At 72.6% G+C, this 21600-nt stretch carries 16 protein-coding genes and 1 pseudogene; 7 read left to right on the top strand and 10 right to left on the bottom strand.

What is annotated here, in order from left to right; translation table 11 throughout:
- Window positions 1–8: 8 nt before the first annotated feature.
- Window positions 9–800, top strand: coding sequence for a M23 family metallopeptidase (locus ACFYZF_RS02935; protein WP_387015211.1), 792 nt, complete (start codon window positions 9–11; stop codon window positions 798–800).
- A 154-nt stretch (window positions 801–954) separates the two neighbouring features.
- Here the strand turns inward: ACFYZF_RS02935 and pcrA are convergent, their stop codons facing one another.
- Complete coding sequence (gene pcrA / locus ACFYZF_RS02930; RefSeq protein ID WP_387015209.1) at window positions 955–3345, bottom strand: DNA helicase PcrA; 2391 nt, start codon at window positions 3343–3345, stop codon at window positions 955–957.
- 193 nt (window positions 3346–3538) lie between these two features.
- Here pcrA and ACFYZF_RS02925 point away from each other — a divergent pair, with 193 nt between their 5' ends.
- The gene (locus ACFYZF_RS02925) at window positions 3539–5389 is read left to right on the top strand and encodes a bifunctional metallophosphatase/5'-nucleotidase (protein ID WP_387015205.1); all 1851 of its coding nucleotides are present in this window, start codon (window positions 3539–3541) and stop codon (window positions 5387–5389) included.
- Window positions 5390–5679: 290 nt separating this feature from the next.
- Window positions 5680–6072 carry a chorismate mutase gene (locus tag ACFYZF_RS02920; protein ID WP_387015202.1) on the top strand — a complete coding sequence of 131 codons (393 nt, stop codon included), beginning with the start codon at window positions 5680–5682 and terminating at the stop codon, window positions 6070–6072.
- 125 nt (window positions 6073–6197) lie between these two features.
- Here ACFYZF_RS02920 and ACFYZF_RS02915 read toward each other — a convergent pair whose 3' ends face one another.
- The 5 genes from ACFYZF_RS02915 to ACFYZF_RS02895 all read right to left on the bottom strand — a co-directional run bounded on the left by ACFYZF_RS02915 (window position 6198) and on the right by ACFYZF_RS02895 (window position 12034).
- Window positions 6198–7211, bottom strand: coding sequence for an ABC transporter ATP-binding protein (locus ACFYZF_RS02915; RefSeq protein ID WP_387015199.1), 1014 nt, complete (start codon window positions 7209–7211; stop codon window positions 6198–6200).
- Window positions 7204–8232: an ABC transporter ATP-binding protein gene (locus tag ACFYZF_RS02910; RefSeq protein ID WP_387016030.1), complete on the bottom strand. Its 1029-nt coding sequence runs from the start codon at window positions 8230–8232 to the stop codon at window positions 7204–7206. The genes ACFYZF_RS02915 and ACFYZF_RS02910 overlap by 8 nt, the downstream gene beginning before the upstream one ends.
- 26 nt (window positions 8233–8258) lie before the next feature.
- Window positions 8259–9242 (bottom strand): ABC transporter permease, encoded by a 984-nt coding sequence (locus ACFYZF_RS02905; RefSeq protein WP_387015197.1) that lies wholly within the window; start codon window positions 9240–9242, stop codon window positions 8259–8261.
- A gap of 75 nt (window positions 9243–9317) precedes the next feature.
- Complete coding sequence (locus tag ACFYZF_RS02900) at window positions 9318–10244, bottom strand: ABC transporter permease (protein WP_387015194.1); 927 nt, start codon at window positions 10242–10244, stop codon at window positions 9318–9320.
- A gap of 149 nt (window positions 10245–10393) precedes the next feature.
- Window positions 10394–12034: an ABC transporter substrate-binding protein gene (locus ACFYZF_RS02895; protein ID WP_387015191.1), complete on the bottom strand. Its 1641-nt coding sequence runs from the start codon at window positions 12032–12034 to the stop codon at window positions 10394–10396.
- A 435-nt stretch (window positions 12035–12469) separates the two neighbouring features.
- Here ACFYZF_RS02895 and ACFYZF_RS02890 point away from each other — a divergent pair, with 435 nt between their 5' ends.
- On the top strand, window positions 12470–13207 hold the full coding sequence (locus ACFYZF_RS02890; protein WP_387015190.1) for a PIG-L deacetylase family protein: 738 nt from the start codon (window positions 12470–12472) through the stop codon (window positions 13205–13207).
- A 21-nt stretch (window positions 13208–13228) separates the two neighbouring features.
- On the opposite strand, the gene ACFYZF_RS02885 is transcribed toward ACFYZF_RS02890, so the two are convergent.
- Together ACFYZF_RS02885 and ACFYZF_RS02880 are read right to left on the bottom strand one after the other, a co-directional pair.
- Entirely contained in the window at window positions 13229–13909 is a 681-nt protein-coding gene (locus tag ACFYZF_RS02885) for a response regulator transcription factor (RefSeq protein ID WP_350882108.1), read from the bottom strand.
- Window positions 13910–13911: 2 nt separating this feature from the next.
- Window positions 13912–15150: a PspC domain-containing protein gene (locus tag ACFYZF_RS02880; protein ID WP_387015186.1), complete on the bottom strand. Its 1239-nt coding sequence runs from the start codon at window positions 15148–15150 to the stop codon at window positions 13912–13914.
- A gap of 192 nt (window positions 15151–15342) precedes the next feature.
- On the opposite strand from ACFYZF_RS02880, the gene ACFYZF_RS02875 reads away from it, so the two are divergent.
- The 3 genes and pseudogenes from ACFYZF_RS02875 to ACFYZF_RS02865 all read left to right on the top strand — a co-directional run bounded on the left by ACFYZF_RS02875 (window position 15343) and on the right by ACFYZF_RS02865 (window position 19287).
- Complete coding sequence (locus tag ACFYZF_RS02875; protein ID WP_387015183.1) at window positions 15343–17178, top strand: PspC domain-containing protein; 1836 nt, start codon at window positions 15343–15345, stop codon at window positions 17176–17178.
- A pseudogene (locus tag ACFYZF_RS02870) lies at window positions 17175–17357 on the top strand (hypothetical protein); the annotation flags it as partial. The gene ACFYZF_RS02875 and the pseudogene ACFYZF_RS02870, both read left to right, overlap by 4 nt.
- Before the next feature lie 676 nt (window positions 17358–18033).
- Entirely contained in the window at window positions 18034–19287 is a 1254-nt protein-coding gene (locus ACFYZF_RS02865; RefSeq protein WP_387015180.1) for a phosphatidylserine decarboxylase, read from the top strand.
- A gap of 61 nt (window positions 19288–19348) precedes the next feature.
- Here ACFYZF_RS02865 and ACFYZF_RS02860 read toward each other — a convergent pair whose 3' ends face one another.
- Both ACFYZF_RS02860 and ACFYZF_RS02855 read right to left on the bottom strand, forming a co-directional pair.
- Entirely contained in the window at window positions 19349–20269 is a 921-nt protein-coding gene (locus ACFYZF_RS02860; RefSeq protein WP_387015177.1) for a CDP-alcohol phosphatidyltransferase family protein, read from the bottom strand.
- Between the two features lie 345 nt (window positions 20270–20614).
- Window positions 20615–21529 (bottom strand): NUDIX hydrolase, encoded by a 915-nt coding sequence (locus ACFYZF_RS02855; protein ID WP_387015175.1) that lies wholly within the window; start codon window positions 21527–21529, stop codon window positions 20615–20617.
- Window positions 21530–21600 lie beyond the last annotated feature (71 nt).

Raw genomic sequence — 21600 nt, 5'->3', positions numbered from 1 at the left:
GTCCCCCCGTGCAGGAAGAGAACATCCGCAACGAGAGCACCCCCGACGCGCCGCTCCGCCGCCGACTGCGCCCCCGGCGCGGCGGACGGGCCCTGGTGATCGGCGCGGCGGCCCTGGTCGGGCTCGGCCTAGCCGGCGTCGCCGTCGCCACCACGGGCGGCGGGAACGAGCCGACCCCGGCCGCCGTGGCGATCGACGCCGAGGCCCGCGCCGAGGCCGCCGAGCGCGCCGACCGGGCCGTCCGCGGGTCGGTCGCCCCGGTCACCCCGTCCGCCAGCCCCACCACCCCGTCGCCGAGCCCGTCGAGCGCCAACGCCAGCGCCAGCGCCAGCGCGACGAAGCAGGTCACCACGAAGCCGAAGCCGAAGCCCACGCCGAAGAAGACCAGCAAGCCCGCGCCGGCCTGGGTCATCCCGATGTCGGGCGCCCAGATCACCTCCTGCTACGGCCAACGGTGGGGCACCCTGCACGCCGGCATCGACTTCGCCCTGCCCGCGGGCACCCCGATCCGCGCCGCCGCCGCGGGCACCGTGGTCAAGGCCGGTGACGTCGGCGACGGGTACGGCATCTCCGTCTTCGTCGACCACGGCAACGGCTACCTGACCCACTACGCCCACCAGAGCCGCACCGCCGTCGGCGTCGGCGCGAAGGTCAAGGCGGGGCAGGTCCTCGGCTACGAGGGCTCCACCGGCGACTCCACCGGCCCGCACCTGCACTTCGAGGTGCACCAGGGCGCGATGTGGAACCAGATCGACCCCGCGCCGTTCCTGCGCGCCCGGGGCATCGACGTGGCCTGCTGACGGCTCGCCGCCGGGCGCGCCCGGGCCCGGGGGCCCAGCCGCCCGGCCCGGCAGCGCAACCCGCCCGCCGGCCCGGCCCGGCAGCACGCACGCCGGCCCGCAGCACGCCGGGCGGGCGGGCCGGGCGGGTTGCGCTGCCGGGCGGGCCGGCGGGTCAGAGCTTGTCGACCGGGGCGTGCCGCAGCACCAGCCACATCGTCTGGTCGCCGAAGTCGATCTGCGCCCGCGCCCCGGGGCCGTGCCCCTCGACGGCGAGCACCCGGCCCAGGCCGTACCGCTGGTGGTTGACCCGGTCCCCGGCCGCCACCTTGGGCCCCTGGGGCAACTCGCTGGCCGTGGTCAGCCGGCTGCCGTCCACGCCGAGCCGCTTGGCCAGCTGGGCCGCCTTGGGCGTCCCCCCGGCGAAGCCGCCGGGGCGGTCCGCGCGACCCCCGACGCCGCCGCCACCCCCGGCCCACGAGGTGTACGTCCCCTCGGTGCGCTCCCAACGGACCAGCTCCGGCGGCAGCTCCTCCAGGAACCGCGACGGCGGGTTGTATGCCGGCTGCCCCCACGCCGAGCGGGTCACCGAGCGGGACAGGTAGAGCCGCTGGCGGGCCCGGGTGATGCCCACGTACGCCAGCCGACGCTCCTCCTCCAGCTCCCGGGTGTCGCCCAGTGAGCGCAGGTGCGGGAAGACGCCGTCCTCCAGCCCGGTGAGGAACACCACCGGGAACTCCAGCCCCTTGGCGGTGTGCAGGGTCATCAGGGTGACCACGCCCTGGTGGTCCGGGTCGTCGGAGGGGATCTGGTCCGCGTCCGCGACCAGCGCGACCTGCTCCAGGAAGCCGGCCACGGTGGCCCGCTCGCCCTCGGCGCCCAGCGCCTCGATCCGCTCGGTGTACTCCCGGGCGACGCTGACCAGTTCCTGGAGGTTGTCCACCCGGCCGGCGTCCTGCGGGTCGAGGCTCTCCTCCAGCTCGCTGAGGTAACCCGAGCGGGTGAGCAGCGCCTCCAGCACCTCCTCCGGGGTGCCGGTCTCGGCCAGCTCCCGCGCCCCGTCCAGCAGCGCGATGAAGTCGCCGATGCCGTTGGCGGCCCGGGTGGAGATGCCCGGGGCGTCCTTCGCCCGGCGCAGCGCCGCGCCGAAGGAGACCCGGTCCCGGCCGGAGAGCGCCTCGACGCACGCCTCCGCGCGGTCGCCGATGCCCCGGCGGGGGGTGTTCAGGACGCGGCGCAGGCTGACCGTGTCGTCGTCGTTGACCACCGCGCGCAGGTAGGCCAGCGCGTCGCGGACCTCCTTACGCTCGTAGAAGCGCACCCCGCCGACCACCTTGTAGGGCAGGCCGATGCGGATGAACACCTCCTCGAAGACCCGGGACTGGGCGTTGGTGCGGTAGAAGACCGCCACGTCGCCGGGGCGGGCGGCCCCGTCGTCGACCAGCCGGTCGACCTCCCGGCTCACCCAGTCCGCCTCGGCGTGCTCGGTGTCGGCGACGTACCCGACGATCTGCTCGCCCGCCCCCGCGTCGCTCCACAGCCGCTTGGGCTTGCGGGAGGTGTTCCGGTCGATCACCGCGTTGGCGGCGTTCAGGATGGTCTGGGTGGAGCGGTAGTTCTGCTCCAGCAGGATCGTCCGGGCGTCGGTGAAGTCCCGCTCGAACTCCAGGATGTTGCGGATCGTCGCGCCCCGGAACGCGTAGATCGACTGGTCGGCGTCGCCGACCACGCACAACTCGGCCGGCTCGATCCCCTCGGTGCCGGAGACCAGCTCCTTGATCAGGGTGTACTGGGCGTGGTTGGTGTCCTGGTACTCGTCGACCAGGACGTGCCGGAACCGGCGGCGGTAGCTCTCCGCGACGTGCGGGTGCGACTGGAACAGGTGCACCGTGGTCATGATCAGGTCGTCGAAGTCCAGCGCGTGCGCCTCGCGCAGCCGCCGCTGGTAGAGCGTGTACGCCTCGGCGAGCGCCCGCTCGTTGGGGCCCTTGGCCCGCCCGGCGAACTCCTCCGGGTCGACCAGCTCGTTCTTCAGGTTGGAGACCTGGGCGGCCAGCCCGCGCGCCGGGTAGCGCTTCGGGTCGAGGTCCAGCTCGCGGGCGACCATCTGCATCAGCCGGCGGGAGTCGTCGGCGTCGTAGATCGAGAAGGTCGACTTCAGGCCGGCGTGTTCGTGCTCGGCCCGCAGGATCCGCACGCAGGCCGAGTGGAACGTCGACACCCACATCAGCCGGGCGCGCGGGCCGACCAGGTGGGTCACCCGCTCCTTCATCTCGCCGGCGGCCTTGTTGGTGAAGGTGATCGCGATGATCTCGCCGGGGTGCACGTCCCGGGCGGCGAGCAGGTACGCGATCCGGTGGGTGAGCACCCGGGTCTTGCCCGAGCCGGCGCCGGCCACGATCAGCAACGGCGAGCCGGCGTGGGTGACGGCGTCACGCTGGGGCCCGTTCAGGCCCTCCACCAGCTGCTGTGGGTCGAGCCGGACCGGCGGGCCGGCGCGGCGCGGCGGGGCCGACGCGGGCTCGGGCTCGGGCGGGGACGCGGGGATGTCGAAGAGAGGCTGCATCGCAGGGCGAGTCTATGCCGCCCGCCGGACACTTCCCGAGTCACCGCCCCGCCCGCCGCCGCCCCGTGGCCCGGCGCGCGGCCCGAAGAGACCAACCCGTCACCCGACCGGCTCTGGCGTCTCCGTCCCCGATCCACGACGATGGCCGGGAAACCCCGGATCCCTCCCCCGTACACGATTTGGGAGAAAAACCATGAGTCAACCGCGCTCGCGCGGTCGGGCGGTGCTGCGTCACCTCGCCGCACCGGCCCTCGCACTGGCTGTCGTCGCCACGCTGCCGGCCGCCACGCGGCCCGCGCCGGCCCCGGCCACCGACCCCTGGGCGGCTCTCGCCCCGGTCTCGGTCTCCTACGCCAAGCCGCTCGGCGGCGAGGTCAAGGGCAACTTCCTCAGCTACAACGACTTCCACGGCGCCATCGACCCGCCCGCGGGCAGCGGCGCCACCGTCAACGGCACCCCGGCCGGCGGCGTGGAGTTCCTCGCCACCTGGCTGAAGAAGCTCCGCGCCGAGGCGAAGGCCGAGGGGCGGACCAGCACCACCGTCGGCGCCGGCGACCTGGTCGGCGCCTCCCCGCTGGTCAGCGCCGCGTTCCACGACGAGCCGACGATCGAGCTGATGGACGAGATCGGGCTCCAGGTCAGCTCGGTCGGCAACCACGAGTTCGACGAGGGCGTCAACGAGCTGATCCGGCTCAACAAGGGCGGCTGCCACCCGGTCGACGGCTGCCAGGACGGCGACGGCTTCGCCGGCGCGAAGTTCACCTACCTCGCGGCCAACACGGTCAGCAAGAAGACCGGCCTGCCGATCCTGCCCCCGGTCGACGTCAAGTTCGTCAACGGCGTGCCGGTCGGCTTCGTCGGGGTCACCCTGGAGGGCACCCCGGGCATCGTCAACCCCGCCGGCATCACCTCGGTCACGTTCAAGGACGAGGTGGAGACCGCCAACAAGTGGGGCGGGCTGCTCAAGCTCTTCGGCGTCAAGGCGATGGTGCTGCTGGTGCACGAGGGCGGCGCGCAGTCCCCGCCGCCGAGCACCCCGGGCGTCTCCGACTGCGCCAACTTCTCCGGCCCGATCGTGGACATCGTGCGCGGCCTGCGGCCGGAGTTCGGCCTGGTCGTCTCCGGCCACACCCACCGCTTCTACTCCTGCTCGCTGCCGAACTCGGCCGGCCAGCAGAGCGTGGTCACCAGCGCCGGCACCAACGGCCAGTTGGTCACCGACGTGGACTACTCGCTGGACCGCCGCTCCGGCCGGTTCACCGGGATCTCCGCCCGCAACGTGGTCGTGGAGAACGGCGTCCGCAACGCCGACGGCACCTGGCAGCAGAGCGCCCCCGGCGTGTTCGCCCGCAACCCCGCGCTGGTCGACGCACGCGCGAAGGCGCTGTCCGACAAGTACCGCACGGCGGTCGCCCCGATCGCCAACCGGGTGGTCGGGAGGATCAGCGCGGACATCGTCCGGGACGTCCGGCCCAACGGCGAGAGCCCGCTCGGCGACGTGATCGCCGACGCGCAGCTCGCGTACACGGCCGGCGACGGGGCGCAGATCGCCCTGATGAACCCGGGCGGCGTTCGGGCCTCCCTGTCGTACGGTGCGTCGGCCGGCGGCGAGGCGCCGGGTGAGGTGACCTACGGCGAGGCGTTCAGCGTTCAGCCGTTCAACAACCTGGTGGTCACCCAGACGTTCACCGGGGCCCAGCTCAAGAACGTGCTGGAGCAGCAGTTCCCGGGCTTCAACGGGCAGACCGCCCAGCGGATCCTCCAGGTCTCGGCCGGGCTGACCTACTCGTACGACAGCACCGCCCCGGCGGGCTCCCGGGTGAGCGCCCTGGCGCTGAACGGGACCCCGGTCGACGCGGCGGCCAGCTACCGGGTCACCACGAACGACTTCCTGGCCAACGGCGGCGACGGCTTCACCGAGCTGGCGGGCGGCGCCGGCCGTACCACCGCCCCCGGCTTCGACGTCGACGCCCTGGTGTCGTACGTGGGCGCGGGTGCCCCGGTGGCGCCGGGCCCGGCCGATCGGATCACCCGCCTCGGCTGAGGTGCGCGCACGGACCCCTTCTCCCCGCCTGGCACCCGCCCGGAGAAGGGGTCCCCGCACCGCGGATCCCCGTGGACCCGGCGCGAATCCTTGCGGATCGGGTCGGCGGGTGGGCATACTCGACGACGTGTTCGGTCAGCGCTTCTACTTTTACTACGGCACCGGGAGTCCGGCAGTCGTGGGTCGCGCCTGATCAGATCAGACCTACGAAAAGCCCCGGGCTCTGGAGAGCCCGGGGCTTTTCCGTCCCGGGATCCGGGCACCGGGCCCGACGTCCGAGGGGTACGGCGATGATGGCAGACGTGGTGGAGCAGAGCGGCAGCGTGGCACAGTCCCGGCCGGGCGACGAGCACGAGGCCGGCGGGTCGGCCGGCGATGGCAGGACGGAGCCCGCGTCGGCGGCCGGCGCGACGCCCCGGACCGGGACCGACGACTCGGCGGCGGCGGCGCGGATCGTCGCCATCCGGGAACGGATCGACGAGATCGACCGCACCCTGATCGAGCTGTGGCAGGAGCGGGCCGCCCTGTCCCAGGAGGTCGGGGTGACCCGGATGGCCTCCGGCGGCACCCGGCTGGTGCTCAGCCGGGAACGGGAGATCCTGGAGCGGTTCCGCCAGGCCCTCGGCGCCGACGGCACCCAGCTCGCCCTGCTGCTGCTCCGCGCCGGCCGCGGCCCGCTGTAGCCCGGCCGTACCCCCGAGGCGCCCGCCACCGGTCGCGTGGGCGGGGGACGGTCGGGAGACGGAGGACCGCCTGCCGATGTCGCTCGGACGCCGGCAGGCGGTCGGGGGCGGTCAACCCGGGAGGCTCAGGCCTCGTGGATGGCGAGGATCTCGCGCTTCTCCGCGAAGTGGCAGGCGCTCGCGTGGTCCGAGCCGGAACGGATCTCCAGCAGCGGAACCTGCTCGGCGCAGACGTCCTGCGCCTTCCAGCACCGGGTGCGGAACCGGCAGCCCGAGGGCGGGCTGACCGGCGAGGGGACGTCACCGGTGAGCCGGATGATCGCCTTCTGGTCGCGCAGGGTCGGGTCCGGCACCGGCACCGCCGACAGCAGCGCCTGGGTGTACGGGTGGGTCGGCCGCTCGTAGATCTCGTCCTCGGTGCCGACCTCGACGATCTTGCCGAGGTACATCACCGCGACCCGGTCCGACAGGTGCCGGACCACCGACAGGTCGTGGGCGATGAAGACGTACGACAGGCCGAACTCGTTCTGGAGCTTCTCCAACAGGTTCATCACCTGCGCCTGGATGGAGACGTCCAGGGCCGACACCGGCTCGTCGCAGACGATGATCTCCGGGCGCAGGGCGAGCGCCCGGGCGATGCCGATGCGCTGACGCTGGCCCCCGGAGAACTGGTGCGGGTACCGGTGGATGTGCTCCGGGTTCAACCCGACCAGGTCGAGCAGTTCCTTGACCTTCTGCCGCCGGCTGCCCTTCGGGGCCACCTCGGGGTGGATCTCGAACGGCTCACCGATCAGGTCGCCGACCGTCATCCGCGGGTTCAGCGAGGTGTACGGGTCCTGCATGACCAGCTGGATCTGCCGGCGCAGCCGGCGCAGCGCGCCGCCGGACAGCTTGGAGATGTCCTGCCCCTTGTAGAGCACGCTGCCGGCGGTCGGCCGCTCCAGGTTCATCAGGACCCGGGCCAGCGTCGACTTGCCGCAGCCGGACTCGCCGACCAGGCCGAGCGTCTCGCCGGACTTCAGCTCGAACGAGACCCCGTCGACGGCCTTGACCTGACCGATGGTCTTCTTGAAGACGATGCCCTGGGTGACGGGGTAGTGCTTGACCAGGTCACGGACCTCGAGGATGTTCTCAGTCACGGTTAACCAGCTCCTCGGCGAAGTGGCAGGCGCTGGCCCGGTTGCTGCCGATCTGCAGCAGCGGCGGCACCTTCTCCCGGCAGACCGGCTGCGCCATGGGGCAGCGCGGGTTGAACGGGCAGCCCGGCGGGATGTTCATCAGGTTCGGCGGCAGACCCTTGATGGTGCGGAGCTGCTGCCCCCGCTCGTCCATCCGCGGGATCGAGTCGATCAGGCCGATGGTGTACGGGTGCGCCGGCTTGGCGTACAGCTCGAAGACGTCGGCTTCCTCGACGATCCGCCCGGCGTACATGACGGCGATCCGGTCCGCGACGTCAGCGACCACGCCGAGGTCGTGGGTGATCAGGATCAGGCCCATCTGCCGCTCGCGCTGAAGCTCGGCGAGCAGGTCCATGATCTGGGCCTGCACGGTCACGTCGAGCGCGGTGGTCGGCTCGTCCGCGATCAGCACCTCCGGGTCGAGCGCCAGCGACATCGCGATCATCGCGCGCTGCCGCATGCCGCCGGAGAACTGGTGCGGATAGTTGCTGAACCGGCCCTTGGCGTTCGGGATCTTGACCTGGTCGAGCATCTCGATGGCACGCTTCTTGGCCTCGGCGCGGCTGAGGCCACGCCGGACCCGGAACTGCTCGGCGATCTGGAACCCGATGGTGAAGACCGGGTTCAGCGCGGAGAGCGCGTCCTGGAAGATCATCGCGATGCCCTCGCCGCGGATGCGGCGGCGCTGCTCCCCGGACATGGCGAGCATGTCCTTGCCGTGGAAGCGGACCTGGCCCCCGGTGACGAACCCGGGCGGCGTGTCGAGGATGCCCATGACGGCCTGGGCGGTGACGCTCTTGCCGGAGCCGGACTCGCCGAGCACGGCGAGGGTCTCCCCCGCGTCGACGTGGTAGGTGACCCCGTTGATGACCTTGGCGACGCCGTCCCGGGTGCGGAACTCCACCCGCAGGTCCTCGACCTCGAGGAGACGGCCTGAGGGGCGGCCGGATCCGTCGGCGCCCGGCTGGGACTGCTCGGTCACGAGAATGTCGGACAACTCAATCTCCCCTAGCGCAGTTTCGGATCGAGGGCCTCGCGGACCGCCTCACCGAGCATCACGAAGCTGAGGACGGCGGTGACGAGGAACGCGGCGGGGAAGAAGAGCAGGAAGGGCGAGACCCGGATGTAGTTCTGCGCTTCGCTGATCATGATGCCCCACGAGACCACCGGGCTCTTCAGGCCGATGCCCAGGAAGGACAACGTCGCCTCCGCGCCGATGAACGACCCGACCAGGATGGTGCCGTAGACCAGCAGCGGGGCGAGGCAGTTCGGCAGCAGGTGCTTGATGATGATCCGGCCGGTGCCGGCTCCCAGCGCCCGGGCCGCCACGATGTAGTCGGCCTCCCTGGTGGCCAGCACCGAGGAGCGCATCAGGCGCATCACGACCGGCCAGCTCAGCACGACCAGGGACATGATGACCAGACCCATGATGTACCACTCGTTGTTGCTCGACCCCGCCCCGTTGAAGGTGGTCAGGATGACGATCGCACCGAGAACGAAGGGCAGGCCGAAGAAGATGTCGCCGAAGCGGGAGAGCAGGGAGTCCACCCAGCCGCCGCGGTAGCCGGCGATCATGCCGATCGTGCCGCCGATCAACAGCGTGCCGATGGTGGAGACCAGGGCCACGATGATCGAGGCGCGGGCACCGTAGATGACCCGGGCGAAGACGTCCCGGCCCTGCACGTCGTACCCGAACCAGGCGTCGCCCGACGGCTCGACCCGGCTGTTCGCCAGCGCGCCGTTGACCGCGTCGCCGTTGGTGAACAGCGACGGGAAGGCCGCCATCAGGATGAAGATCAGGATGAACGTCGCCGAGATCCAGAACAGCGGCTTGCGGCGCAGGTCACGCCACGCGTCGCCGAGCAGGCCGCGGGGCTTCTCCCTGCGCACGTTCTCCGGCAGGCCGGCGTCGACGGGGGCGCTGGGCTCGGCCTCGGTGGACGTGGTCGCTGACGGGGTCGAGACGATCGATGCGGTACTGGGGTCACTCATGCCGCCACCTCGCTCCGCTGGGTGCCGGGACGGTGGTCACGGCACGCTGCGTTCAGAATTCGTTCGCCACGCTGCTCACTCATAGCGGATCCTTGGGTCCAGGGCGGCGTAGAGCAGGTCCACCACCAGGTTCATCAGGAGGTAGACGAGCACGAGGACCACCACGATGGAGACAACGGTAGCGCTCTCCTTGGTGACGATCGCCCGGAGGACGGAGCGGCCGATGCCGTTGATGCTGAAGATGCCCTCGGTGACGATGGCACCGCCCATCAGCGCGCCGAGGTCGGTTCCGAGCAGGGTGACCACCGGGATCAGCGAGTTGCGCAACAGGTGCACGCCCACGACACGGCGCATCGGCAGGCCCTTGGCGATCGCGGTCCGGACGTAGTCGGCCCGGCGGTTCTCGGCGATGCTCGTCCGCGCTACCCGGGCGACGTACGCCATGGACGCGCTGCCCAGGACGAAGCCCGGCATGAGCAGCTCCGACAGCCGCATCTCGCTGGAGACGGTCGGGTTGACGATGCCCCACTTCACGCCGAGCAGCCACTGCAGGATGAAGCCGACGACGAACACCGGCAGCGCGATCAGGAACAGGGTGGAGACGAGGACCAGATTGTCGAGGAAGCCGTTGCGCCGCAGGCCGGTCAGGACGCCGGCGGACAGGCCGATGATCGCCTCGATCGCCAGGGCCACCACCGCGAGCTTCAGCGTGTTCGGGTACGCGGCGGCGATGATGTCGCCGACAGCGATGTTGTTGTACGTGACGCCGAAGTCCCCCTGGAACAGGTTCTTCATGTAGGTGGCGTACTGCACCCAGATCGACTCGTCGAGCTGGTACTTCTCGGTCATGAAGTTGATGTACGTATCCGGACACCGGCGGTCGCCGCACTTGCCGGCGAACGGGTCGCCCGGCACGGACCAGACGAGCCAGTAGATCAGGAAAGTCGTACCGATGAAGACCGGGACGAGTTGCAGTAGCCGTCTCAACAGGTAACGGCCCATGGGGTGGTCCTCCTGACAGGGGGCGCGTCGGGCGAGGGGGCCGACACGGATGGCGTCAACGTGGCGAGGAGTGTTGTACACCCCTCGCGAGACGGCCCCGGGCCGGACCCACCTGTAGGTGAGCCCGACCCGGGGTCAGACCGTACGGATCAGAGCTCGACCGAGGTGATGTCGAGCTCGCCGACGTTGGTCAGCTCCATCTTCTTGATCTTGTCCGAGCGGCCGGACTGCTGGCCGCTGAAGTAGACCGGGATCGACGGGGCGTCAGCGTCGATCAGCTTGACGGCCTCGGCGAACTTGGCGTGCGAGGCGTCCAGGCTCGGCGCGGCGCTGGCCTCCTTGGCCAGGGCGTCGACCTGCTTGTTGCTGTACAGGCCGTCGTTCGAGGAGCCACCGGTCACGTAGAGCGGGTTGACCCAGTTCTCGACGTCCGGGTAGTCCTGCTGCCAGCCGGCGCGGTACGGGCCCTTCATCTTGTGGGCGTTGATGTTCTGCCGGAACACCGCGAAGGTCGGCACGCCCTCGGCGCGGGCGTTGATGCCAAGGTTGGTCTTGACCTGCTGCGCGACGGCCTCCATCCACTCCTTGTGGCTGGCGTCCGCGTTGTAGTAGAAGACCATCTCGCCGCTGAAGCCACCGGCCTCGGCGAGGAGCTTCTTGGCCTCGTCGATGTTGAACTGGCAGGCGGTGCAGTTGCCCGGCGCCGCGCCCGGGGCCAACGGGTTGGCCCAGCTGTCGGCCGGCTTGCGGTTGCCGAAGAAGATCTTGTCGGTGACCTCCTGCCGGTTGATCGACAGGGAGACGGCGCGACGCAGCTTCGGGTCGGCGAAGCGCTTGTCGTAGATCGGGAAGGCGATGATGCCGGTGACCGGAGCGACCGACGAGATGGCCCGGTCGCCGAGGTCGGTCTTCCACTTGTCACCCGCGAGGGAGGAGACCGGAACCTGCTGCTGGAAGTCGATGTTGTTGGAGACCAGCTCGCTGTAGACGGCGTCGTCGTTCTGCGAGAGCTTGACGTTGACGTCCTTGATCTTCATCTTGTCGCGCAGCTGGTAGTCGTCGAACCGCGTGAGCTTGATGAGGACGTTGTTCTCCCACGACACGAACTTGACCGGGCCGTTGCCGATCGGCTTCTTGCCGAAGTCCTCCGCGGTGCCCGCGAAGAACGCGTCCGGCAGCGGCATGAAGGTGCTGTAGCCGAGCTTGGTCGGGAACACGGCGGTCGGCGCGGCAAGCGTGACCTCGAAGTTCCAGTCGTCGACGACCTTCAGGCCGGACATCTCCTTGGCCTTCGGCTCCGGGGCCTTCTGCGGGCCGTCCGCGCCGTCGGGGTCGGCGGTGTTGACCTCGTCGAAGCCCTGGATGTCCGCGAAGAAGCTGGAGTTCTGCGCACCGTTCGGCGAGTAGGCACCCCAGTTCCAGGCGTCCACGAAGTTCTTCGCCTTGACGGCGGTGCCGTCGTGGAACTTCGTGCCCTGCTTGATCTTGATCTTGTAGACCTTCGAGTCGGTCGTCTCGATCGACTCGGCGAGGGCGTTCCGCGGGGCGCCACCGTCGTTGGGGTACTCGACCAGGCCGGTCCACAACCAGTCGATGAGCTTGCCACCGTTGGTCTCGGTGGTGTTCGACGGGACCAGCGGGTTCTCCGGCTCACCGCTGTCGATCGTGATGACACCGTCCGCGCTATTGCCGGCGTCGCCGCCGTCGTCGCTGCTGGAGCAGCCGGACACGACGAGCGCGAAAGCCGCACCCAACGCGATCGCGCCACTCGCCCGCTTCGAGACTCTCATTCCGAGGGGCCTCCTCTTTCTAGCCTGGTTCCGTCGTGAGTTCTCACGTACGTATGGGGGTGACACCGCCGGCGACCGCAACCGCTCACCGCCGGTTTAACGCAGAAAAATCGGGACACCCCTGATGCACCGATCCGCCGGGCCACCACACCGCACCGGGCTCGGCTCCGCGCAGGGCCGGGCGGCCACGAACCGTGACTGCTCAGCGGCTTCCGTGGTCGCGGGGCCATGCGTGGGTGCCTCACGCCGGGGGTGAGGTGCTGCAACTGTGACACCTACCGGCCCGTTACGTGAAGGTGCCGTTATCAAGCCGTTAGTTGGTCGCAGCGTTGCCGATACTTGAGAAAAGATCATGATACGACATGACAGCATCGCTCTGACCAGGGAAAACGTGCTCGACTCCCCTCGCCCAGGTCGGCGCGTAGGCTCGGCTCTGTGAGCTTCCCCGCCTCCGCCCCGGCGCTCGCCGGCATCCACCGTGCGCTGGCCGTATTTGCCCATCCGGACGATGTCGACTTCGGCTGTGCGGGCACCGTAGCCGGCTGGGTGGACGAGGGGACGGAGGTGGCCTACCTCATTGTCACTCGGGGTGACGCCGGCGGGTTCGACGACGACACGCCCCGCGCGGAGGTGCCCCGGCTGCGCGAGGAGGAGCAACACGACGCCGCCGCGGCCGTCGGGGTGCGCCGGGTCGAGTTCCTCGACGGGTACGTCGACGGCGCCCTCGCCCCGACGACCGCGCTGCGCCGGGACATCACCGCGGTGATCCGCCGGTTCCGACCCGACCGGGTGCTGACCAGTTCCCCGCTGCGCCGCTGGGAGCAACTGGCCGGCCCGAGCCACCCCGACCACCTGGCCGTCGGCGAGGCCACCACCTGCGCGATCTACCCGGACGCGCGCAACCGGTTCGCACACCCCGAGCTGCTGGCCGTCGGGCTGGCGCCGTGGGTGGTCCGCGAGGTCTGGTACGCCGGCGGCCCCGGCCCGGACCACGTGGTCGACGTCACCGACCGGTACGACCGCAAGGTCGCCGCGATGCGCGCGCACCGCTCGCAGACCGCCCACCTGGACGTGGAGACCTGGGTCCGGGACCGGCTCACCACGGTCGCCGACAACGCCGGGCTGCCGCCGGGCCGGCTGGCGGAGGCGTTCACCGTCCTGCGGACGGAGTGACCGGGCCGACCCCGGCCGGCGTCAGACCAGGCGGCGGTCCGCCGCCCAGCGGGACAGCTCGTACCGGTTGGACATCTGGAGCTTGCGCAGCACGTTCGACACGTGTGTCTCGACCGTCTTGATCGAGATGTAGAGCTCCTTGGCGATCTCCTTGTACGCGTACCCCCGGGCGAGCAGGCGGAGCACCTCGCGCTCCCGGTTGGTGAGCAGGTCCAGCTCCGGGTCGGCCACCGGGGCGTCCGGTCGGGCGGCGAAGGCGTCCAGCACGAACCCGGCCAGCCGGGGGCTGAACACGGCGTCCCCGTCGGCCACCCGGCGCACCGCCGCGGCCAGATCGTCCGGGGAGATGGTCTTGGTGACGTAGCCCCGGGCACCGGCCCGGATGAGGCCGATCACGTCCTCCGCCGCGTCGGAGACGCTCAGCGCCAGGAACCGCACCTGCGGGTGGGTCCGGCGCATCGCCTCCAGCACCGCCCGACCGCCGCCGTCGGGCATGTGCACGTCCAGCAGCACGACGTCGGGACCGGTGGCGGCGATCCGAGCAACCGCCTCGGCCACCGTGCTGGCCTCGCCCACCACCTCGACGTGGGCGCCCAGCTCGGCGCGGACCCCCGCGCGGAACATGGCGTGGTCGTCGACGAGGAAGACGCGCAGCCGCTCGGGGCGGCCCTGTGCCCCCTCGACCGGCCCGTGCTCGGCCATGGTCATCTCTCCCTTTCCGTCGTGGACTGGTCGCGGGGGATCGGCAGGATCAACCGGACCTCGGTCCCCTCACCCGGCTCGGAGCGAATCTCCGCCCGGCCGCCGTGCCGCTTCATCCGTCCGATGATCGACCCCCGGACGCCGTGCCGGTGGTCTCCCACGGTATCCGGGTCGAAGCCCTTGCCCCGGTCCCGGACGAAGGCGCTCACCTGGTCCGGCTCCACCTCGGCGTACAGCGAGACGGTCCGCACCCCGGCGTGCCGGGCCGCGTTCACCAGCGCCTCCCGGGCCGCCGCGACCAGCGCGCTGATCCGCTCGTCGGTGTCCCGGTCGCCCACCACCACCGCTTCCACGGTGATCGCGAAAGTGTCCTCGACCTCGGCCGCGGCCTGCTCCAGGGCCGCCGCGAACCGTTCCGTGGGCGAGGCGGCCGGCTTGTAGAGCCAGTTGCGTAGCGAACGCTCCTGGCCACGCGCCAGCCGCTGCACGGTCGTCACGTCGGCGGCGTTGCGCTGGATCAGCGCGAGGGTGTGCAGCACCTGGTCGTGCACCATGGCGGCCAGCTCCGCCCGTTCCTGCTCGCGGATGCGCCCCTCGCGCTCCGAGCGGAGCTGGTTGTACGTCCGCCAGAGCACCGGTGCCGCCACCACCCCCACGCCGGCCAGCCCGACCAGCGCGAAGATGACGCCGTTGAGCACCGCGTCGAAGTTCTGCACCGGCGAGTAGACCGCCACGACGCCGATGATGCCCACCGCGACCAGCACCCCGCCGCCGATGAACCGCAACACGAAGGCCCGCCGGTCGCTCTCCTCCACCACCGCGCCCAGCCAGGGCACCGGCATCGACTCGCCCCACTGCCGGCGGCGCTCCGGCGCGGCCTGGTGCCAGATCACCCCGGCGCCCACCGCGATGATCGCGACCAGCCAGCCGGCGGTGCCCGCCGCGCCGACCGAGTCGAAGACCATCACCTGCACCAGCAGCACCCCGAGCCCGATCGCCACGAATGGCAGCAACTGCCCGATGTCCCGCCGGGGCGGGACGGCGGTGTCGCCCGGCCGAAGCGGGACGACCGCCCAGAAGGCGGCATAGAGCAGCATCCCGAGCCCGCTGAGGCCGAGCAGCACCGTGAAGGCGATCCGTACCCGCACCACCGAGATGCCCAGGTGGTCGGCGATGCCGGCGGCGACACCGGCGGCCATCCGGTGCTCGGGCACCCGGTAGAGCCGGGGCGGCTGGATCACGGTGCTGATCGGATACTCCCTGTTCAGGTGCGACGGGCAGGCGCCGGACCGGCGTGCCGGTCTCGATCGTCACACGCGGGGGCCCCAACGGACCACGGGGACGCCCCCGACATCCCGGCCGCCCGGATCTCAGGGTGGGGTCAGGGTCGGGTCCTGAGGCCACCCAGCCGGTCGGGGCAGCAGGATCGAGGCATGACCGAGGAAGCTGCCCCGCCGCCCCGCCCCGGGGCGGCCTGGCCGGACGGGCCGCCACCGGCGGATCCGGCGCCCACCACGCCCGCCAGCTGGACCGCACCGACCGTCTTCGGGCCGGCGAGACCCGCCGGGCCGGGGCCGGGCGCGACCGGCTCCCCCACGACACCGGATGCCGCCGCGACCGGAACCCCGGCGGGACCGGGCACTCCCGGCGCCGCCGACCCGAGGGCATCCGCGCCGGGCGGCTGGCCGCCGCCGACCGCCGGCGGCGACCCGGCCTGGTCGCCGCCGGCCGGGGAGGTCCCCGGGCCCCACGGCCCGGGACCGGGCGGCCCGCCGCCACCACCCCCCGGGGGGTACGCGGTGCCACCCCCGCCGCCCGAGGGCGCCGGCTTCACCTCCCGGTACGGGCTGGTCCGGCCCCGCGAGGGCCGCTACCTGGCCGGCGTCTGCGCGGCGATCGGCCGGGCCACCAACACCGACCCGGTGCTGTGGCGGGTGCTGCTGGCCGTGCTCGGCTTCTTCGGCGGTATCGGCATCCTGGTGTACGTCGCGGCCTGGCTGATCATCCCAGGCGAGGGCGACAGCGCCTCCCCGGTCGAGTCCATGCTGGGCCGGGGCCGGTCCAGCATGTCCCCGCTCACCGTGATCGTCCTGAGCATCCTGGTGGCGGTGAGCTTCGGGTACATCGTCACCGACGCGTTCCGGGCGGTGCTGCTGGGCGCGGCCATCCTGGTCGGCGGCGCGCTGCTGCTCAACCGCGAGCGCGGGACGTTCGGCCGGGGCGGCCCTGGCCCGGTGCCCGGCGCACCGCCCGCCAGCCCGCCCGGCCCGGTGCCGCCGGTCGCGTGGCCCGCGCCCGGCCTCTTCACCCCGCCCGCCGGCCCCGGGCTGCCGCCGGTCGGGCCTCTGGTCCCCGGTCAGCCCTCCTGGGCGCCGTTCGCCGGGCAGCGGTCCGGGACGTCGGCGCCCGGGCAGCCCGCCGCCGCGTGGACGGCCGCCCCGGTCGCGCCGACCGTCGGGCTCCCCGCCTGGCCGCCGGCGGGCACGTCGACCGGAGCCCTCCCCCCGGTCGGCTTCCCCGCGACCGGCTACCCGCCGGTCGCCGCGCCCCAGCCGCCGGCCGGCTACCGGCCGCCGTTCGCCCCGCACGGCCCGTACGCCAGGGCCCCGCAGCCGGCTCCCCCACCGCCCCGCCCGGCCAAGCCCCCGAAGCCGCCCCGGGAACGTTCCCCGCTGGGCGCCGTGACCTTCTCGCTGGTCTTCCTGGCGCTCGGGGTGGTCGCCGTGCTCGACCTGCTGGACGTTGTCCACGTGGGCGCGGCGGCGTACTTCGCGGCGGCCCTGGCGACGATCGGGCTCGGCCTGCTCGTCGGCGCCTGGTTCGGCCGCGCCCGCTGGCTGATCGCCCTCGGGCTGGTCACCGCGGCGGCGCTCGGCATCGCGACCGTCGCCGAGTCCTACGACCGGATCCGGGGCATCGACGGGAACGTCACCTGGGCCCCCACCGACCGTCGTGACCTGGCCGACCGGTACGAGAACAACTTCGGCGACGCCGTGCTCGACCTGCGCGGAATCGACTTCGACAAGCAGGACACCCAGATCACCGTCGAGATCAAATTCGGGACGGCGACCGTGGTGGTGCCGGCGAACGTCGACGTCACGACGATCGCCGAGGTCAACGCCGGGGACGCCAAGATCTTCGGCAAACGCTCCGGAGGGCTGGACGGCCGGCTCCGGGAGAGCACCGACCTCGGCGCGGACGGCGCCGGGGGCGGGAAGCTGCGCCTGTACGTCCACATCAACGCCGGCAACCTGGAGGTGACCCGGTGAAGGCCCACCGCACCGATGTCGTGTCGCTGGGCTTCGGCCTGGTCTTCGTCGCCCTGGCCGGGTGGTGGCTGCTCGCCCAACTGCTCGGCCTGGACCTCCCGCCGGTCGGCTGGTTCCTGGCCGGCGGGCTGATCCTGATCGGCGCGCTGGGCCTGGTCGGCGCGCTGCGCTCCGGCCGGGGCGACCGGCGCGACGCCGAACGGCCGGCACAGGCGGACGCCGTGGACGCGGGCTCGGGCGACCGGCGCGACGCCGATTGGCCGGCACAGGCGGACGCCGTGGACGCCGGCTTCGGCGACCGGCCGGGCTCCGAACGGCCGTTCACCGAGGCCGGGGCGCCCTCGGCCGACGAGTGGCCCACCTCGGCGGTCACCGACGAATGGCGGGGCGCAATCGAGGACCGGCCGGTCAGCGACGGCGGGCCGGCCCGCTGGTCGCCGGCGGATCCGCTGGATGCCGACCCCGCCGGCGGGCCACCGCCCGGCCCGGCCGCCGAGCGGGTCACCGAGCCGCTGCCCCGGTCGACGGCCGATCCGACCGGCGTGGGGCCGACGTCCGACCCGGCCGCGCCGTCCGACCCGTCCGACCCGGCCGCGCCGTCCGACCCGTCCGACCCGGCCGCGCCGGACGCGCCGCGCCGCGGGTCGCAGCGGGCGGACGGCTGACCACGGCGGTGCGGTCGTCCGCGCCGGGCGCATATGCTGGCCGGTGGAGAGCTTCGCCTCCGCCGGCCGGCACGGGCCGCGCCCGCGGCCGCTTCGGCAGGTCGCCGGCCCGTTCTGCGGCCGACCCGACCGGGTCGCCGTGGCGGTCCCGCCGCGATTCCGTCTCTACCCCGTCAGGAGCCCGTCCGAGATGACCCAGTCCCCCGCCGTGCGAACCTCCGGCCAGCCTGGTCCGGTCCGCATCGGCGAGCGCGCCGCCCGTACCCTCGTCACCGAGCTCGCCCGGCGCAACGACCCGAAGGGCGCCCTGCTGGTCGGCGCGACCCCGGCGTCCGCGGTGCTGGCCGCGGCGATCGACGCCCTGTTGCCCGGCGACTCCCTCACCGTGGTGCCGTCCGCGACGGCCACGCCCGCCGCGCTGCGCGAGCACGTGACGGCCCAGGGCCGTTGGGTCGCCGACCGGGTTCGGGTGGCGGACTCCCTCGCCGAGGCCGACACCGCCGAGGTGGTGATCGCCGCCGAGCCACTCACCGGCACCGCCGAGGAGGCCCGCTCGACCATCGACGGCCTGACCAAGTACCTCGCCGACGGCGCGGTACTCAGCCTCGCCGCGCCCGCGGCCCCGGGGCGCACCGCCGGCGCCGCCGCCGAGATCGAGCGGCAGGGCGCGCTGCACGGCGTCGGGGCGGACCTGGTGTTGCGCAACTCCCCGCCGGTACGGGTGCACCGGCTCCGCTTCACCCCGGCCAGCACGGCCGTCGCAGCCCGGCTCGCCCCGGCCCACCGGCCGTCCAGCGTCCCGCTGACCAGGGGCATGCACATCGACTCCAACGGCGTGGCTGCGGCCGGGATCGCCCTCGGGCTCGCCGCGCTGACCCGGGCCGTCCGGCCGAAGTCGAAGCTGTGGCTGCTGCCGGCGCTGGCCGCCGTCCCGGTGGCCGCGTTCTTCCGGGACCCGGAGCGGGACGTCCCCGAGGACCCGTCGGCCGTCGTCGCGGCCGCCGACGGGCAGGTGCTCTCGGTGCAGCGGCTGCACGACGAGCGCTTCGGCGACGGCGAGTGGCTGCGGGTCGCGGTCTTCCTCTCGGTGCTGGACGTGCACGTCAACCGGGCCCCGGTGGCCGGCAAGGTGGTCGACTACTTCGTCGCCGACGGCGGCTTCGTCAACGCGATGAAGCCGGACGCCGAGCACAACGTGGCGGCGTACACGGTGCTGGACACCGGGCACGGCACGGTGGTCGTCGCGCAGCGCACCGGGCTCATCGCCCGGCGGATCGTGCAGCGCGCACCGATCGGGTCGCTGCTGGCCAGGGGCGAGCGGTTCGGCCTGATCCGGTTCGGCTCGCGGACCGACGTCTACCTGCCGGCCGACGCGGCCGACCCGCTCGTCGGGCCGGGCGACAAGGTCATCGGCGGTTCCACGGTCATCGCCCGCTGGCGCTGATCCCGAGGACGACGAAAGGGGCGCCGCTGTCCGCGGCGCCCCTTTCGGGTAGATCGGTCGGTCAGGCGGTGCGGCGCTGGTGCAGCCAGAGCAGCGGGCCGCTGACCAGGTAGCCCATCACGACCAGGGCGAAGGTCAGCCGGACGTCGACGAGCCCGCCGATCACCGGGGCCAGCCAGAGCCACGGCGGCAGCTTGAGCAGCCGGGCCAGCTTCGCGTAGGGGAAGCTGGAGACCATCGCGACGGCCAACAGCGCGACCCCCGCGATCTGCACCAGGCCGGGCAGGGGCAGCCCGATGGCGACAGTCAGGGCGAGCACGGCCGCGGCCATCGTGGTCGGCACGCCGCAGAAGAAGCGGCCGTCCTTCGGCGAGACGTTGAACCGGGCGAGCCGGATCGCCGCGCAGGCGGCGACGAGCGCTGCGGCCACCGCGGCGGCGGCGGGCGGGGCCTCGCCGGCCAGCGAGGCGTAGACCACCACCGGGGCGGCGAGGCCGAACGAGCACATGTCGGCCAGCGAGTCCATCTGGGCGCCGAACGGGCTGGCCACCCCGAACTTGCGGGCGAGCGCGCCGTCGAGCCCGTCGAACACGACGCAGGCGATGAGGAGGAGCGCGGCGATGCGCACCTCACCCTGCATGGCCAGGAAGATGGCGTTGATCCCGAGCACCAGGCTGGCCAGGGTGCAGGCGTTGACCAGCGCGAACTTGGCCCGGCGGGCCGCCGTCCGGTCGCCCGGCAGCAGCGGGATCGACATCGCCGCCCCGTCGTCGACCGGGGTGCTGGGGGCGAGGGCCGGGCTCACCGGCACGATCGCCGAAACCTCGGTGCGCTCGTACCGGTCGAGGCCGTACCGGCGGCGCTGCCGGTCGAGGTAGCGATGCTCGGGCGAGGCCAGGTCGGTGCCGGCGGCGGCGACGCCGTCGCGGCGACCCACCCGGACCAGCAGCACCTGGCGGGCGAACGTGCTGCTGCGGCGCAACGGGCCCGCCCAGCGACGCCCTGCGGGGCGCGGACTATCAGTCGTACGACGCCGGCGCCATGGGGCTCTCGGCACGTTTTCCTCCATCACCGGATCGACTGGCCGCCACGGGGGCGGGCGTCCGGCTGTCTCGTGCCGGACCGCTTCTGGCCCGGCAGCCGTTCAAGCGGAGTACACCATTGCACAGGGGAGTGGGGCTTGGCGATAGCTGCCGGCGGTACTTGCATCTTGGCAAACCGCGCGAAACGCCTTGTTATTCCTGTCTCGGGCTTCATCGCCCGTTTCTCCACCAACCCTGCTCCACAGACTACCGGAGCCGGTCGATGTCGGCTGAGCGGGCGGGTGCTATACGGCGTGATGTCCGGTTGCCAGGGCCGCGACCTCGGTCATGGGCAGCCCTTCGAGCCGGCCGGGCGGGAACCAGGCCGCCGCGGCCGTCGATCCCCCGGCCAGCTCGGTGACCCGCGCCTCGGTCGGAATCTCGACCTGCACCCGGTAGACCACCCGCACCCCGTGCCAGTCCAGCGGCCGGCCCTCCGGCCCCAGCGCGGCGGGATTGTGCAGGTTGTGCACCATCAGCAGCTCCACCACCCGGCCGAGCTGGCCGGCCTCCTCGACCAGCTCGCGGAGCAGCCCGCCGGTCGGCTGCTCGCCGTGGTCGGTGCCGCCGCCGGGCAGGTGCCACCGCCCGGCCCCTGGGTAACCGTCCGCGATCATGGTGAGCAGCACCCGGCCGGCCGGGTCGGTGACCAGGCCGTACGCCGCGAAGCGCTGGCACCGGTCGGCCGCCGGCGGCGGGTACGACGCGCGCGGCGCGGCGCCGGGCGCAACCCGCCGCAGCGGGGTGACCGGCAGGCCGAGCGCCTCGGCGGTGAACGGCAACAGCGGCAGCCCGGCCGCCTCCTCGATGCTCGACCAGCGCACCAGGTCGGTGGTGCCGTCGGCCTCGTCCCGGAGCGCACCGCCGCTCACCCGCACGGCGAACACGATCCGGTCGGTGTGCAACTCGACGCCCGCGCCGGGTAGCGGTGTGACGTCCGCGACAGCGGCGAGCAGGCCGGTCACCTCGACGGCGAGGCCGGTCTCCTCGGCGAACTCCCGCAGCGCGCCGGCCTCGGGGTGTTCCCCGTGTTCCAGACCGCCCCCGGGGAGCTGCCACACCCCCGGGAAGTCGGCCCGGTCGGACCCCCGCACGAGCAGCACCCGCCCGGCCCGGTCCCGACAGACCCCGTACGCCCCGACCCGCCGCCGCTGTTCCATCGCCCACCCCGTCCGCCCGGACCGCGTACCCGGTCGATCATGAAGCTATCGCCTCCCGCGACGACGTGTCG

It is taken from the genome of Micromonospora sp. NPDC001898 (assembly GCF_042891255.1).
In the GTDB taxonomy this organism is placed as follows: Bacteria; Actinomycetota; Actinomycetes; order Mycobacteriales; family Micromonosporaceae; genus Micromonospora.
The sequence above is the reverse complement of the archived record's forward strand: the minus strand, read 5'-3'. Positions and strand labels throughout refer to the sequence as shown.